The organism is Nannocystis pusilla (assembly GCF_020073745.1).
GTDB classification, from domain to species: Bacteria; Myxococcota_A; Polyangia; order Nannocystales; family Nannocystaceae; genus Nannocystis; species Nannocystis radixulma.
The window spans coordinates 51,533-66,170 of sequence record NZ_JAIRAU010000033.1 but is presented as its reverse complement, the minus strand read 5'-3'; the positions used below and the strand labels follow the sequence as shown (position 1 = coordinate 66,170).

11 protein-coding genes are annotated in these 14,638 nt (G+C 71.9%); 5 read left to right on the top strand and 6 right to left on the bottom strand.

Annotated features, from left to right (window positions below; genetic code table 11):
* The 4 genes from K7C98_RS25740 to K7C98_RS25725 all read right to left on the bottom strand — a co-directional run.
* Nucleotides 1-242 (bottom strand): hypothetical protein (locus K7C98_RS25740; protein ID WP_224194416.1); only part of this gene is annotated, 242 nt, incomplete at its 3' end.
* Nucleotides 243-321: 79 nt separating this feature from the next.
* Nucleotides 322-2,061, bottom strand: coding sequence for a TldD/PmbA family protein (locus K7C98_RS25735; protein WP_224194415.1), 1,740 nt, complete (start codon nucleotides 2,059-2,061; stop codon nucleotides 322-324).
* Between the two features lie 210 nt (nucleotides 2,062-2,271).
* Nucleotides 2,272-3,600 (bottom strand): SGNH/GDSL hydrolase family protein, encoded by a 1,329-nt coding sequence (locus tag K7C98_RS25730; protein WP_224194414.1) that lies wholly within the window; start codon nucleotides 3,598-3,600, stop codon nucleotides 2,272-2,274.
* A 416-nt stretch (nucleotides 3,601-4,016) separates the two neighbouring features.
* A complete protein-coding gene (locus K7C98_RS25725; RefSeq protein ID WP_224194413.1) occupies nucleotides 4,017-5,093 on the bottom strand; it encodes a PhoH family protein in 1,077 nt (358 codons plus the stop codon).
* Nucleotides 5,094-5,135: 42 nt separating this feature from the next.
* On the opposite strand from K7C98_RS25725, the gene mazG reads away from it, so the two are divergent.
* The 4 genes from mazG to K7C98_RS25705 all read left to right on the top strand — a co-directional run bounded on the left by mazG (nucleotide 5,136) and on the right by K7C98_RS25705 (nucleotide 11,088).
* Nucleotides 5,136-6,062, top strand: a complete 927-nt coding sequence (gene mazG, locus K7C98_RS25720) for a nucleoside triphosphate pyrophosphohydrolase (protein WP_224194412.1) — start codon at nucleotides 5,136-5,138, stop codon at nucleotides 6,060-6,062.
* Between the two features lie 86 nt (nucleotides 6,063-6,148).
* A complete protein-coding gene (locus K7C98_RS25715; protein WP_224194411.1) occupies nucleotides 6,149-6,748 on the top strand; it encodes a hypothetical protein in 600 nt (199 codons plus the stop codon).
* Nucleotides 6,749-7,722: 974 nt separating this feature from the next.
* On the top strand, nucleotides 7,723-9,633 hold the full coding sequence (locus tag K7C98_RS25710) for a hypothetical protein (protein WP_224194410.1): 1,911 nt from the start codon (nucleotides 7,723-7,725) through the stop codon (nucleotides 9,631-9,633).
* 69 nt (nucleotides 9,634-9,702) lie between these two features.
* Complete coding sequence (locus tag K7C98_RS25705) at nucleotides 9,703-11,088, top strand: adenylate/guanylate cyclase domain-containing protein (RefSeq protein ID WP_224194409.1); 1,386 nt, start codon at nucleotides 9,703-9,705, stop codon at nucleotides 11,086-11,088.
* Here K7C98_RS25705 and K7C98_RS25700 read toward each other — a convergent pair.
* A complete protein-coding gene (locus tag K7C98_RS25700) occupies nucleotides 11,040-11,666 on the bottom strand; it encodes a TetR family transcriptional regulator (protein WP_224194408.1) in 627 nt (208 codons plus the stop codon). The two genes, K7C98_RS25705 and K7C98_RS25700, sit on opposite strands and share 49 nt — an antisense overlap.
* A 72-nt stretch (nucleotides 11,667-11,738) precedes the next feature.
* Here K7C98_RS25700 and K7C98_RS25695 point away from each other — a divergent pair, with 72 nt between their 5' ends.
* Nucleotides 11,739-13,007 (top strand): cytochrome P450 family protein, encoded by a 1,269-nt coding sequence (locus K7C98_RS25695; protein ID WP_224194407.1) that lies wholly within the window; start codon nucleotides 11,739-11,741, stop codon nucleotides 13,005-13,007.
* A 93-nt stretch (nucleotides 13,008-13,100) separates the two neighbouring features.
* On the opposite strand, the gene gltX is transcribed toward K7C98_RS25695, so the two are convergent.
* The gene (gene gltX, locus K7C98_RS25690; RefSeq protein ID WP_224194406.1) at nucleotides 13,101-14,615 is read right to left on the bottom strand and encodes a glutamate--tRNA ligase; all 1,515 of its coding nucleotides are present in this window, start codon (nucleotides 14,613-14,615) and stop codon (nucleotides 13,101-13,103) included.
* Between the last annotated feature and the right edge of the window lie 23 nt (nucleotides 14,616-14,638).

The window sequence follows — 14,638 nt, the reverse complement described above, 5'->3', positions numbered from 1 at the left end:
TGCACGACGAAGGCGCCGATCGCCACCGCGACCATGAACCACGGCCGCGGCTGCCCCTCGGCGCGGGCCTGGACGATCCGCACGGCGGTCACGCTCATCATCAGGAGGAGCGTCCCCAGGGCGTGCGCCAGCACCGGGTAGCCGCCGCCGTTCAACCACCGGGCCGACTCGTAGGCGATCCGGACCGAGGTCTGCAGGTTCCACAGACCGAACAGCCCGGCCGCCGCTGCGAGACCCAGCACGGGTCCAGGCTGGCAGACTCGGCCCCGCCCGGCAACCGTCCGCCGAGACCGGCATGCGGCGCGCCGGGCCCGGCTGAACTCAGTTCAGCGGCTTCTTCCGCTTGCCGCGCTCGCGCAGTCCGCCCTTGCGCCCGCGCGAGCCGTCGTCGGCGAACGGCGGCGGCAGCAGCGGGTCGTGGTAGCCGGTGGTGCTGCTCTGCTGCAGCTCGAGCTCGGACAGCAGGATCGGCGGCGCGATCCCGCTGACCGGGATCGACCCGCTCTCGGCGTAGCAGTAGCCCTGGTCGGTCTCGCGGTCGCGGCCGAAGGCGGTGATCTTCTGCAGCGCGGCCAGGGGGGTGCCGATCAGCTCGACGTCGCGGATCCGGCGGACCTTGCCGGTCTGGGCGTCGACCAGGTAGACCTCGGCGAGGCTGCCCTTGAAGGCCTGGAAGTCGTAGTCCGAGGTCGACGTCTCGCCGGCCAGGACGCGCTGGATGATGACCCCGTGGCGGCGCCCCTGGGCCCGCGCCAGCTCGATCAGGCGGTTCCGCAGCGCGTCCCACGACTCGCCCGAGCCCGGGGCGCCCTCGACCACGAAGGTGCCCATGCGCGCCATCGGCCGCTCGACCCCGTCGTGGCGGCCGTGGCCGTTCGAGTGGTCGCTGCCGGGGATCGGGCTGCGGCTCTGCAGGAAGCCCTTCAGCACCCCGTCGTCGACCAGCAGCGTGCGCCGGGCCGCCACGCCCTCGTCGTCGATGCGGTAGTGGCCCCACAGCGGCTCACGGCCGCAGTGCGTCAGCGTCGGGTCGTCGAACACGTGGATCCCGCGCGGCAAGATCCGCTCGCCGCGCATGCGGGCGAACGTCTTGCTCTCGCCGCGGGCGATCAGGCGCTCGCCCTCGAGGCGGTGGCCGAGCGCCTCGTGGAACAGCGTGCTGGCGGCCTGGCCGGACAGCAGCGCCGGGCCGATGAAGGCCCCCGGGCTGTCGGCCGCCCGCAGCGCCCCCAGCTCCTCGATCACGTCGGCCAGCAGGCGCTCGAGGTGCGCGCGTTCCGGCACCTCGTCGACCGCCCGCAGGTACAGCTGGCGCGAGCCCTCCACGTACACCCCGTCCTCGGTCAGCACCCAGCCCTCGATGCCCAGCTGGATGAACACGTCCTCGGTGACGACCGCCGTCCCCTCGCTGTTGACCAGCCAGCGGTGGACCCGCTCGGCCGACAGCGTGATGCTCGGGTCGTAGACCTCGGGGTGGTCGAGGAAGCGGCGCGACAGCTCGACCAGGGTCTTCTCCCACTGGGCCCGGGGGAACGGGTCGTGGTGCAGCTCCTCCTTGTGCACGACCGGCCGCTCGCGCGTAAAGGAGCTGATCTCGTCGCGCAGGTACTCGCTGACGGTCGCCTTGCGGTGCTCGTAGTAGTCCTCCAGCGCCTCGTCGAACTTGATCTGGGTCAGCTTCCACAGCCCGATCTGCAGCGCCTGGAGGTTGAGGTCGTCGGGCGCGTCGATCCAGTCGCTGCTCTCGCGGTCCTCCGAGCGGTCGCCGAGGCCGCCGTCGAACACGTTGTCGAACTTGTGGCTGCCGACCCGGACGTCGGCCCAGAGCTGCCCGGCCGTCGACTCGCGCGAGCGCAGCAGCGCCCCGTGGGCCGCCCGCAGGCGCAGCGCGTGGACCCGGCGCAGCGAGTACTGCATGAAGTACGGCCGGGGCGACCCGGGTACCACGAGCCCCCCCATCGACCGCTTGAGCTCCCGCTGCATCACCTCGAGCACGGCCTCGGGGTCAGGAAGGGGTTGATTCGGGTTGTACGGGGGGGAAAGGCGCGATACGGCGGTCATCGGGGGTGTCCAGGCCTGGCCTGCACGCATAGCCGTGCCCGGATCCCAAGGCAAGCAACCCCGCCTGGCCGCCGCCAAACCCTCCCGGCGGCCCATGGCGACCGATGCGCGCCGGTACGCGTGACCGGACGCGGCCGCCGGGCCGCGCGCGAAACCGCTCGCCGCGCGATTCTGCGCAGCGCGCGCGGCGCCCTCCGCGACGAACGCGCGCTACTCGTCGATGACCGCCGTGAACAGGTCGGCGATCACCGAGTGGCCCTTGGCCGAGGGGTGGATGCAGGTGAGGTCGAACCAGTTGTCCTGGCCCGGCCCGCGGTAGCACGGGGCGTTGGGGTCGCCGGCCTTGAAGCCGTGGCCGCAGAAGTTCTCGAGCATGAAGATCATGTCGGTGCCGGTCTCGGTGGCCACGCTCATGAACTGCTCGTTGAAGCCGATCATCACTTCGATCAGCTCGGCGGGGTTCTCCCACGGCTTGTCGAACCCGCCGAGGCCCGCCGCCGGGCAGGCCATGAGGTCGGCGGTGCCGTCGGTGAACTCGTAGACGTTGGCGAACAGGAAGAACACGCCGTTGGGGAACTTCTCCGGGTCGTCGACGAACCAGTGGGCCGTCTGGCGCAGCAGGTCGGCGGCCTCGTCGGCCATCGCCTTGACCTCGTCGAGCGGCGTGCCGTTGGCCCCGTCCTTGGCGATCGCGGCGATGTCGTTGCCGCCCATCGTGGTGATCACGAGCGTCCGCTTGTCGAACATGTCGGGCGGGAAGCAGTCGTTGACCTGGTTGCCCGGCGGCAGGAAGTCGTCGGTGCGGGCGCCCCACTTCGAGCACGACACGAAGTCGCCCGACTCCTTGACCAGCGCGACCCCGTCGATCGGGTTGGCCTGCTTCCACAGCGCGTTGGGCGGCGTCAGCCCGAAGCGGTCGACCAGCACGTCGGCCAGCTTGGAGCGGTAGTAGTCGTCGCCGAGCGCCGGCGGCGTGCCGACGGTGACCGAGTCGCCGAGGAACACCACGCGCTCGACGTCGATGATGTCCTGGTGATTGGTGCCCTTGCAGTGCGAGCCGATGACCGGGTTGAACTGGGCGTAATCGAGCTGCAGCGCCGAATCGGGGTCGGCGAAGCCCTCGAGCAGACAGTCGAATTCGCCGGGCTCGCCGGTGGTCGTGTCGCCCGTGGTCGTGTCGCCCGTGGTCGTCGTGCTCGTCGTGCTCGTCGTCGAGGTGGCGTCGGTCGCGGTGACCGGACCCGTGGTGGTGGTCGTGTCGGTCCCCGTGGTCGGCTCCGGCCCGGTGGTGCTCGCGCTGTCGGTCGCGCCCTCGCTGCCGCCCGTCTCCGTCAGCGGCCCTGCCGTGCCGGTCGGCGTGTCGCCGCTCGAGCCGGTCGAGTCGCTGCTCGCGTCGCTGCTCGTGTCCCCGCTCGTCGGCGCGGTGGCGCTGCCGTCTTCGGTCTCACCGCAGGCCGGGAGGCCGACGGCGAGGAGGAGCGCGAGGAGGCCCGCAGGCCGCGGCAATGTGACAGCGAGACGACAGTCGTAGTTCACCACGTCACACTACTCGAACGGCCGCGAGCCGATCCACACAAAACATCGACGTCGCCGTGACCCCCTCCGGGGTCTGGCGCCCGAGGACACCTGTCACGCCCGCAGGCATCCGTGCGGAGGGATCACGGCGCGGCGCATGAACCCGTCGTCATGCGACGGCCGCGACGAGGTGCCGGTTCGCTCACGCACCGCAAGCGAGATGCTCCGCCGGCTCGAGCGCGGCGGACCGTCCTCCTGCTGCGCGCCTCGCTCGGGCGCCCGCGAGCCTCGCCACTTCACTCACACGTCACGGGTTCATCGCGGTCCGCGACCGCAACCTCGCCGGCGCCCTCGAGGTCCTCGAGTCCTGCCGCCACAATTCCCCGGCCCGCATGTTCGCGGCGCGTCATCACGAACGCGCTCGCGCCTCGCCGCGAGAATCAGTGCGGACCTTCGCCGGGTCCGTCGTCGTCGGGCGCCGCCTCGTTCGCGGCCTCGCGGCGGGGCTCGTCGTCGCGGCCGCGGCTCTCCGTCGGGCGGCCCGGGCGGGCCGACGCGCGCCGGCGATGGTCCTCGCGGTCGTAGGCGAGGATGATGCGCTGCACCAGCTGGTGGCGCATCACGTCGGTATGCGTGAAGCTGCAGAAGGCGATGCCCTCGACCCCGCGGAGCACCCGCAGCGCGTGACCGAGGCCGCTGCGCTTGCCGTACGGCAGGTCGTTCTGCGTCGGGTCGCCGGTGACGACCGCCCGCGTGCCCGCGCCGATGCGCGTCAGGAACATCTTCATCTGCTCGGGCGTGGTGTTCTGCGCCTCGTCGAGGATCAAGAACGTCTCGCTGAGCGTCCGCCCGCGCATGTACGCCAGCGGTGCGATCTCGATGATGCCCTGCTCCATCATCCGCATCACCTTCTGCACGTCGAGCATGTCGTGCAGCGCGTCGTACAGCGGGCGCATGTACGGGCTGATCTTCTCCTCGTAGGTGCCGGGCAGGAAGCCGAGGCTCTCGCCGGCCTCGATCGCCGGGCGGGCGAGGATGATCCGCCGCACGCGCTTGTCGAGCAGCATGCGCACGCCCATCGCCACCGCGAGGTAGGTCTTGCCGGTGCCCGCCGGGCCGACGCCGAAGGTCAGGTCGAAGCGGCGCATGCAGTCGACGTAGTGCTTCTGCGCCAGGCTGCGCGGCGCGATCGGCCGGCCGCTGCCGCTGCGCGGGATGATCGTGTCGTCGAACAGCGAGCGCAGGTCGACCCGCGGCTCGCTGCGCATGACCTCGAGCGCGCGCGGCAGGTCGCCCGGGTGGATCGGGACGCCGGCGCGGGCCATCGCCACCATCTGGCGGAGCAGGCGCTCGACCAGCGCGGCCGCGGCGTCGTCGCCCTCGATCGTGACGTCGCCGCCGCGGACGTGGAGCGTCACCCCCGCCGCCCGTTGCAACTCCTCCATCGTCTGCCCGCCGACCGAGCCGAGCACGAGCTGGAGCGGGACCTGGTCTTCGAAGCTGAGTCGGATCGTCACTGGGTTAGTTCAGGCGCGGAGCGCCCGTGGTATGGGCTGCCCGTGAAGCTACCACGCGACCCCTCGGAGGCAAAGCCGGACGCGCCGGCGAGCGCGACCGTGCCCGATCACCGTTCGTACGGCCTGCGCGACGGCCTCGACGGCCTGCGCGACCTCATGGATCGCCTGCTCGCCGACCCGGGCGGCTGCCCGTGGGACCGCGCCCAGACGCTCGACAGCCTGCGCCCCTACCTCATCGAGGAGGCGTACGAGGTCCTCGACGCGCTCGCCGATCCCCAGGCGCACCGGCGCGAGCTCGGCGATCTCCTGTTCCAGATCGTGTTCCACTCCGCGCTGCGCGAGCGCGAGGGCGCGTTCAACCTCGACGACGTGATCGCGGCGATCCGGGACAAGATGATCCGCCGGCACCCGCACGTGTTCGCGCCGGAGGGCGCCGCGGCGGACCAGGCGCCGCGCGACGCCGACGACGTGGCCCGCCGGTGGGCCCAGCTCAAGCGCGCCGAGCACCAGTCCGAAGAGACAGGTCGCGGTCCGGCCCGCCCGCTCGCCGGCGTGCCGCGCTCGCTGCCGGCGCTGCAGCGGGCCTGGCGGCTGCAGGACAAGGCCGCCGCGGTCGGCTTCGACTGGCCGACGATCCAGGGCCCGATCGACAAGATCCGGGAGGAGTGGGAAGAGCTCGAGCGGGCCCGCGCCGCCGGGGAGCCGCGTGCGATCGAGGAAGAGTTCGGCGACCTCCTGTTCGTGCTGGTGCGCTACGGCCAGAAGCTGGGCGTCGCCGCCGAGGACGCGCTGCGGGGCACCTGCGCCAAGTTCGAGGCGCGCTTCGCCTACGTCATGGAGCGCTGCCACGCCGCCGGCCTCGAGCCCGAGGCCGCCGGGCTCGAGCGGCTCGACGGCTGGTGGAACGAGGCCAAGGCGCGGGCACGCGCCGACGAAGCCGCCGGGCCGGATGTCCCGAAGGACAGCTGAGGGCACGGGGCCACGATCACAGCCGAGGCCGCCCAGCACCTGCCGCCGCTGGCTCGGTGCCCCCGGGTCACCTATGCTGGCTTGTGATGGCGCCCGCCCACCACAGCGCGTACCGCTGCGAACCCGACGAGGAGTCGTTGGTTCCAGCCGCGCAGCGCCCGCTGGGTGAGGCCTGCGACGCCCTGCACCTGGCGCTCCTGACCCTCGAGAGTCAGGACGCCGAGGACAACCCCGAACGGACGGCCGCCCAGGCCCGCAGCTTCCTCGCCGAGGCCGTCAACGCGCTCAACCGGGCCCGAGTGTTCGTCCCCGGCGTCTTCAGCCACACGCCCTCGGTCATCGCCGCCAGCGAGGCCGAGCCCGTGGTCGAGCTGGCCCGCCTGCATCAGATCGCCACGCGCCTGCTCTGGTACAACCACCGCCTGCTGCCCGCGCGCACCCAGGCCCCGCTGCAGCCCGAGGACGAGGCCCAGCTCGCCACTCTCGTCCGCGCCCTCGGCCGCACCGCCCGCGCCGCCCGAGCCCTGCGCCACGCCTGGATCGCCGCCGCCGCGACCCTCGCCGTCCTGCTGCCCCTCGGCCCGTACGCGGTCGCCCTCGGCCTCGCCAGCTGCTTCGTGCTGGTCTGGCTGCTCCAGGCCGTGTCGGCCCTGCGCGGCGCCCCTGCCCTGCCCGAGCGCGTCTGAGCCCGGCGCCGCTCCCGGCCTGTTCGCGCAGCGAGAGCCGCGGCCGGGCCATTTCGAGCAGCCCGCGCTAGTTCTCCGCCCCGCCGGCGGCGTTGCTCGTCGGTCGCATATTGATTGGCCCGATATGCTCCCTCCTCGCGCCTTGCCAGCTGTCGGAGCCGGCACGAGGACTACGCGAAATGACCCGGTCGCGGCACTGGCGAACGGAGCCGGCCGAGGATCTCGGTCGAGCGCTTCGCACCCCGGGATCGCGACGCACGTCCCCGTTCAGCCCGTTCACCCCGCACCTCGACGAGCGTCGCGCACGAGCGCGACCACCACCGCCGCGCCTCGCGGCTCTGCCACTTCCTCGCTTGAAGTCCTGCGCCGCCCTCGCCTGCAGCGTCGCGGGGCGATGAACCCACCCTGTCGGATGCCGCGCGTCCACCGCGGACGGGCGAGCGATCGGCCGGGCCGCGATCGGACCCCGCGACGACCTGTCCTCCGGGACATACGAATCGCCCTCTCCGCCACGGTCGGTGATCTCCGTCGAGGCCCCGCGCCCGCTGGGTTCGTGTCCGACCCGGGCCGACACGCAGCCCCCCTCGGGCGACCGCACGCGGCCCCGCCGACGAGGCCGCGTGGCCGGCGACATGCACCCAAAGACATGTCCCATCATTCACACCGACGCTCCGGCTAGCTGGGGCTGCGACGACACCGACGGCATGTCCCCTGGGACATATGATTCCCGCAGCCCGCCGCTGCAGAGCTGCATAGCGACTGTCCCCGCGGACAGATGTCCTCACGCGCGAGCGAGCGCGCCCTCGCGCACGCGCTCTCGACTGTCCTCGGGGACACATCACTCCGCGCGCCTCCGCGAGCTCGCCCGCGTCCCGCGAGGAGGACGCGCAGCGGCGCGCCCCGGCCGCCGCGTGACGAACGGCAATTCGCGGCCGCTCCCTCGCCCCGGGGACTGGCAGTAGCGTCGGATCTCGATGTCTATCCGGCTCTCTCCTGCCCTCGTCCTCGTCCTGCTCGCAGCTTGCGGCGACGCCACCTCCACCACCACCGACAGCGGCAGCGCGACCGGGACGGGCACCTCTTCCACCAGTACCTCCGGACATGTCCCGACGACCAGCGCGACCGGCGATCCCGGGACCGGCGTCTCCGACTCGCTGAGCGGCACGGGCCCGACGACCGGCGACACCTCGCCGCCGACGACCGGCGACGAGACCACCGGGACCTCGACCGGTCCCGTCACCGCCACCGACGCGACCACCGACACCACCACTTCCACGACCTCGGACACCACGACGACCACCACCGGTTCGACCACCGGCGACACCTCGACCACCACCCTCGACACCACGAGCACCGGCGCCGGCGGCTGTGAGGGCCCCGCGGACTGTCCGGCGCCCGCGCTCTGTCACGCCGCCCAGTGCGACCAGGGCGACTGCAGCGAGATCGCCCTCGCGGCCGGCGAGGACTGCCCCGAGGGCGTGTGCGACGGCGAGGGCGCCTGCGTCGAGTGCCTCCTCCAGGCCGACTGTCCCGCAGGCCAGCTGTGCGTCGCCCAGCAGTGCGTCCCGCCCGCCTGCGACGACGGCGTCGAGAACGGCCAGGAGACCGACGTCGACTGCGGCGGCCCCACCTGTCCCTCGTGCCAGCCGGGCGACGGCTGCGACGCCGACGCCGACTGCGACAGCGGCGTGTGCACGGGCGGCGTGTGCCAGGCCCCCGCCTGCGACGACGGCCAGCACAACGGCGACGAGACCGACGTCGACTGCGGCGGCTCCTGCCCCGCCTGCGGCCCGAACGAGGCCTGCGAGACCGGCGCCGACTGCCAGAGCGGCGTCTGCACCGACGGGGTCTGCCAGGCGCCGTCGTGCGACGACGACGTCGAGAACGGCGCGGAGACCGACATCGACTGCGGCGGAGGCACCTGTCCCGAGTGCCAGCCGGGCGACGGCTGCCTGAGCGACGCCGACTGCGACGGCGGCGCCTGCATCGACCAGGTCTGCCAGGCCCCCGCGTGCGACGACGGCCTCACGAACGGCCAGGAGACCGACGTCGACTGCGGCGGCCCCACCTGTCCCAAGTGTCAGGAAGGCGACCTCTGCGAGCTCAACGCCGACTGCGCCACCGGCTCGTGCCAGGGCGGTCAGTGCGTCGCACCTGCCCCCGCCTGCGCCTCGGCCGCGCCCGACCCGGCGACCGGCCAGCGCTGCCCGATCTTCATGCCGTGCACCCAGAACAGCGAGTGCGGCGTCTTCCAGGGCTGCCAGCAGTGGTTCTGCAACCCGTCCAAGACCTGCGAGCTCAACGCCCTCAGCAACTGCGGCACCACCATCGGCGGCAGCTGCAACGCCAGCATCGTGTTCACGCAGACCGACGACCCGCCGGTCGACAAGAAGTTCCTCCCGCCCGACAACGTGGACTTCCGCGAGGTCGCCACCCTCGCGTTCACCGTCTACAACAACTCCGGCAGCGCCCTGCGGCTCGACAAGCTGCCGCTCACGCTCGAGACCATGGGGGGCGGCAGCGCCTTCGACGTCTCCTCGGCCAAGATCTACCAGGACAGCGGCGGCGCCGAGTTCAGCGTCGGCGACCTGTACATCCACCTCACCGCCAACCCGTTCTCGTTCCCTGCCAACGGTGTGCTCGGCCCGGCCCAGGGCAGCGCGGCCTCGCAGATCAACAGCGGCGCCTCGAAGCGCTTCATCGTCACCCTCGCCTTCGCCAAGGAGAAGACCTACATCGCCGGCCGCTCCTACCGCGTCAAGCTCGTCAACCCGTCCGGGGTCACCTTCAAGGTCGGCTTGAACGGCCCCGATTACGCCGGCACCAATTGCGGCGTCCCACCGGAGGGCTTCGTCGGCGCCTGGGTGACCGCTCAGAACCCCTGAGCGCACACGGGCGCGCCCCGCAGGCTCACCGCCTCGCCAGGCCCGCGTCGGCGGGGTACTCTGGGGCGCGTGCCCGAGCGCGTCTACGACCCCGCGTTGACGAAGGCGCACCTCAGCAACCGCTTCGCGCTCGGCCTCATTCATTACTTCCGCGAGCGCTTCGGCGACGACGTCGCCGACCGGATCGTCGAGACCGCCGGGCTCAGCCTCGAGTACCTGCAGGACCCCGAGCGGTGGATCTCCGTCGAGTTCGACCGCCGCTTCTGCGACGCGGCGGCCCGTCACCTGTGCGGCCTCGACACCTCCCCGGGCTACGACCACCCGCTGTGGCACCACTGGCGCGACGCCTCCTCGACCATGATGCAGCGCCAGGACATGGGCCCGATGTGGCTGCTCCTGTGGGCGCTGCAGGGCCCCGGCGAGTTCTTCGGCGACATCGAGCGCATGTACACCCGCGGCAACCGGATCACGCGCATGCAGCTCGTCGACCGCCGGTTCGGCGCCGCCCGCGTGCGCGCCGTGATGGAGCACGAGGTCGCCGATCGGCCCGGCGCGTGCTGGAGCCGCCGCGGCTTCTTCGAGGCCATCCCGACCATCTGGAGCCTCCCGCCGGCGCGGGTCGAGCACCGCGAGTGCATCCACCTCGACCCGGCCGTGCGCCACTGCTGCTACGACGTCTACTACGACGAGCGCGTCATCGACGACCCGGTCGTCGAGCTGCAGCGCCTGCGGTCCTACGTGCGCGCCACCCTGCCCGATCTGCTGCGCCGCCTCGACGCCTCCGCGCTCGAGCGTCGCGACGCCGAGCTGACCCAGCGCAAGCTCGCCAACTACTTGCCGGCGCACGTGATCGAGGCGATCCGGATCAACCCCGAGGAGGAGGTGCGGGTCGGCGGGCGCACCACCGAGGGCGCGGTGCTGTTCGCCGACCTCAAGGACTTCACGCGCCGCTGCAGCGAGCTGGGCGGCGCCGCCGTGGTCCGCCAGCTCAACCACTACTTCGAGCACATGGACCCGGTGATCCTCGCCCACGGCGGCATCATCGACAAGCGGCTCGGCGACGGCATCATGGTCGTCTTCATCGATCCTCGCGGCCTGCGCCCGGTCGCCGAGCTCGCCGTCGCGGCCGTGCGCTGCGGCCTGGCGATGCTCGCCGAGCTGCCCGCCTGCAACGCCCGCATCGTCGAGGACGGCGGTCGCCCGCTCGAGCTGCGGATCGGCGTCGCCGCCGGCCCGCTGATCCACGGCAACATGGGCTCGCCCGCCCGCCTCGAGCACACCGTCATCGGCGAGACCGTCAACCTCGCCGCGCGCCTCGAGGCCGCCGCCACCCCGGGCCGCCTGCTCACCCAGCCGAGCTACCTGCAGAACATGTCTCTCGGGTCATCTTGCACCCACCGCCTGGTCTACGCCAAGGGCTTCGGCGACGTCGCCGCCGTCGAGCTCGCGCCCTGATCGGCGCCCGCGAGGGCCCGGAACGCGGCGCGTGTCGCCTCGAGCGCGGTCATCCCCTCGCCGTGCTCCGCCCACCAGATCAGCGCGGCGAACGTGGCCGCGACCAGCGAGCGCGCGACCAGCGGAGGCGGCGTGTCACCCGGCGAGGCGCTCCCCGCCAGCGTCGTCGCGATCACCGCCTCGATCTCGCGCAGCGGCGGATGGTTGAACAGCGCCGGAGCGGCCGCCAGCAACCGCAGGCGCTGCCGCGCCGTCTCGGCCGCCGCAGGGGCGTCCAGCCGGCGCAGGAACGGCTCGGCGAATTCGCGGAGCACCTCGCCGACGCCCAGGCCCACGCCCGCCAGCGAGGCCGCGCGCTGGCGCACGACGTCGCGCACCTCGTCGAGGCCGTCCCACACGAGCTCCGACTTCGACGGAAACAGCCGGAACAGGGTCCGGCGGCTCACCGACGCCGCCTCGGCGATCTCGCCCACGGTCACCCGATCGAACCCCTTGCGCACGAACAGGCGCAGCGCGATACGAGCGATCCGGCGCGGATCCGCTTCCTGGGGACGACCTCGCTTCGACGCCGTTTGCATTTTGGCACCTTATGCCATAAACGAGGTGTCGCAGATACGAGGCGCCGACGCGGCCTCGGAGGATGATTGTTCATGAGGACTCCAGTCGAGTCGTCGACGCCGAAGCCCGTGCGTCTCGACGTTCAACGCGAACTCGAGCGGCCGGAGGCGCGGGCCGATCCGTTCGCCGCCTACGCGCGCCTGCGGAGGTTGGGGCCGGTGCTCCACTGGCGCTCCTGGTTCACCGAGAGCCTGGTCATCACCCGCTACGAGGACGTGGTGAACGTGCTGCGAGACCCGCGGATCGCCAACGACCGCCGCAACATCGCCGACGGCGGCAAGGGCCCGCTGGAGCGCTGGTGGATGCCGAGCATCATGAAGCTGTTCCTCGGCAGCATGGTCATGAAGGACCCGCCGGATCATCGGCGCCTGCGCAACCTCGTGCAGAAGGCGTTCACGCCGGCCATGGTCGAGCGCCTCAACGGGCGCGTCGAGCAGATCACGGCCGAGCTGCTGGACGCGGCGGCGAACAGGCCGGTCCTCGATCTGATCGCCGACCTCGCGCTGCCGCTGCCGCTGACCGTCATCTCGGAGATGCTCGGCGTCCCCGAGCCCGACCGGATGCAGTTCCGCAAGCTGCTCGGCCAGGTCCTCGATCCGGGGGCCATGAACCTCGCGGGGTTCGTCCTCAACTACGCCAACATGGTGCGGCTCAACCGCTTCCTCCGGCGCCTGGTGCAGCTGCGACGCGAGCAGCCGGGCGACGACCTCGTGACGGCGCTGGTCCAGGCCGACGAGGGCGGCGACCGGCTCAGCGAGGACGAGCTGATCTCGATGGTCTTCTTGCTGCTCTTCGCCGGCCACGAGACGACGGTGAACCTGATCGGCAACGGCGTGCTGGCGCTGCTGCAGCACCCCGACCAGCTGCAGCTGCTGCGCGAGCGCCCTGAGCTGATCGACAGCGCCATCGAGGAGCTGCTGCGGTTCACCAACCCGGTGGGCACCGTCTCGCCGCGCTTCGCCCGCGAGGACCTCGAGATCGCCGGCTTCCGGATCCCCCGGGGCAGCACCCTCACCCTGCTGCTGGCCTCGGCGAACCTCGACGAGACGGCCTTCCCCGCCGCGGACCGGCTCGACATCACCCGCAACCCCAACCGCCACGTCGCGTTCGGCTTCGGCGCCCACTACTGCCTCGGCGCGCCGCTGGCCCGCGTGGAGGCGCGGATCGCCATCCCCGCGCTGCTGCAGCGCTTCCCCGGCCTGCGTCTCGCGGTCCCGGCCGAGAAGATCCGCTGGCGCGCCAGCATGGGGCTCCGCGGCCTGGAGTCGCTGCCGCTGTCCGTCGCGGCCGTCGCCACCTGACGGCTCGTCGATCTAGCCGGAGGGACATGCCTCCACGGACAGGTCGCTCCGGACATGACCCCAGGAGCATGCCCTTTCGGGCATGCCCCTCCGCTACTTCTTCTCGTACGCCTTGTCCTTCTCGGCCTGATCGAGCAGCAGCGCGACGACGTCGCGGATCCGCAAGCGGCAGCGGTCCTTGCCGCACAGCGCCATCGTCTCGAACAGCGACGGCGCGGCGGTGCGGCCGGTGACGGCCACGCGCAGCAGCATGAACAGCTCCTTGGTCTTCCAGCCGTTGCGCTGGCAGAACCCGCGGGCGAACGCGTCGATGGCGGCCGGCGTGAAGGCGCGGGCCTCGGCGTCGCGCTCGATGTCCTGGGCGAACGCGTCGAGCGTGTCCGCCACCTCCTTCGGCGAGCGGTCCTTGACCTTGAGCTTGTCGAGGACCGGCGCGTAGTCGAGGCTGCCGCCGAAGAAGAACGACAGGTACGGGATGAAGTCGTCGAGGCGGTTGACGCGCTCCTGGGCCTGGGCCAGCAGCGGCAGCAGGCGCTCGCGGGACAGCGAGCGCTCGACCAGGCGCTCGTACAGCGCCTCGACGCCGAGGGCGCGGATGTCGGCGCCGTTGAACGCCTCGAGCTTGGCCTGGTCGAACACCGGCCCGCCGGCGCTGACGCGCGACCACTCGAAGTGGGCGATCATCTCGCCGACGGTGAAGCGCTCGCGGTCGTCGCCCATGCTGTAGCCGAGGCAGGCCATGAAGTTCAGCATGGTCTCGGGCAGGTAGCCGAGGTCGCGGTAGTAGAACACCGAGACCGGGTTCTTGCGCTTCGACAGCTTCGACTTGTCGGCGTTGCGCAGGAGGCCGAGGTGGAAGAACTCGGGCGGCTCCCAGCCGAAGGCCCTGTAGAGCAGCACGTGCTTCGGCGTCGACGTGATCCACTCCTCGCCGCGGATCACGTGGGTGATGCCCATGTCGTGGTCGTCGACCACGTTGGCGAGGTGGTAGGTCGGGAAGCCGTCCGACTTGAACAGCACCTGGTCGTCGATCAGGCGGTTCTCGAAGCGCAGCTCGCCGCGCAGGTGGTCGACGAACACGGTCTCGCCGTCCTCGGGCACGCGCAGGCGGATGACGTGCGGCTCGCCCGCCGCCGTCCGCGCCGCGGCCTCTGCGGGCGAAAGCGAGCGGCAGCGGCCGTCGTAACCGAGGGTCGACTGCTTGGCCGCGATCTGGTCGCGGCGCAGCGCGTCGAGCCGCTCCTTGGTGCAGAAGCACGGGTACGCCTCGCCCTTCTCGACCAGCTTCTGGATCTCCCGGCGGTACAGCGGCAGGCGCTCCGACTGGCGGTACGGGCCGTGCGGGCCGCCGACGTCGGGGCCCTCGTCCCAGCTGAGGCCGAGCCAGCGCAGCGCCTCGAAGATCGCGGCCTCGCTGCCGGCGGTGTAGCGCTCCTGATCGGTGTCCTCGATCCGGAGGATGAAGGCCCCGCCGTGCTTGCGGGCGAACACGTAGTTGAACAGGGCGATGTAAGCCGTGCCGACGTGGGGGTCGCCGGTCGGGCTGGGGGCGATCCGCACGCGCGGAGGCAGGCGACCAGGCGGCCGCGCGCCGTCTTGTCCAGTCATGTCGGGCTCCTACCACGGGGGCG

Coding starts and splice junctions, on each gene's coding strand:
- K7C98_RS25735 (WP_224194415.1), bottom strand. CDS start 2,061: ATGACCGCCGTATCGCGCCTTTCCCCCCCGTACAACCCGAATCAACCC.
- K7C98_RS25715 (WP_224194411.1), top strand. CDS start 6,149: ATGGCGCCCGCCCACCACAGCGCGTACCGCTGCGAACCCGACGAGGAG.
- K7C98_RS25710 (WP_224194410.1), top strand. CDS start 7,723: ATGTCTATCCGGCTCTCTCCTGCCCTCGTCCTCGTCCTGCTCGCAGCT.
- K7C98_RS25700 (WP_224194408.1), bottom strand. CDS start 11,666: ATGCAAACGGCGTCGAAGCGAGGTCGTCCCCAGGAAGCGGATCCGCGC.
- K7C98_RS25695 (WP_224194407.1), top strand. CDS start 11,739: ATGAGGACTCCAGTCGAGTCGTCGACGCCGAAGCCCGTGCGTCTCGAC.
- gltX (WP_224194406.1), bottom strand. CDS start 14,615: ATGACTGGACAAGACGGCGCGCGGCCGCCTGGTCGCCTGCCTCCGCGC.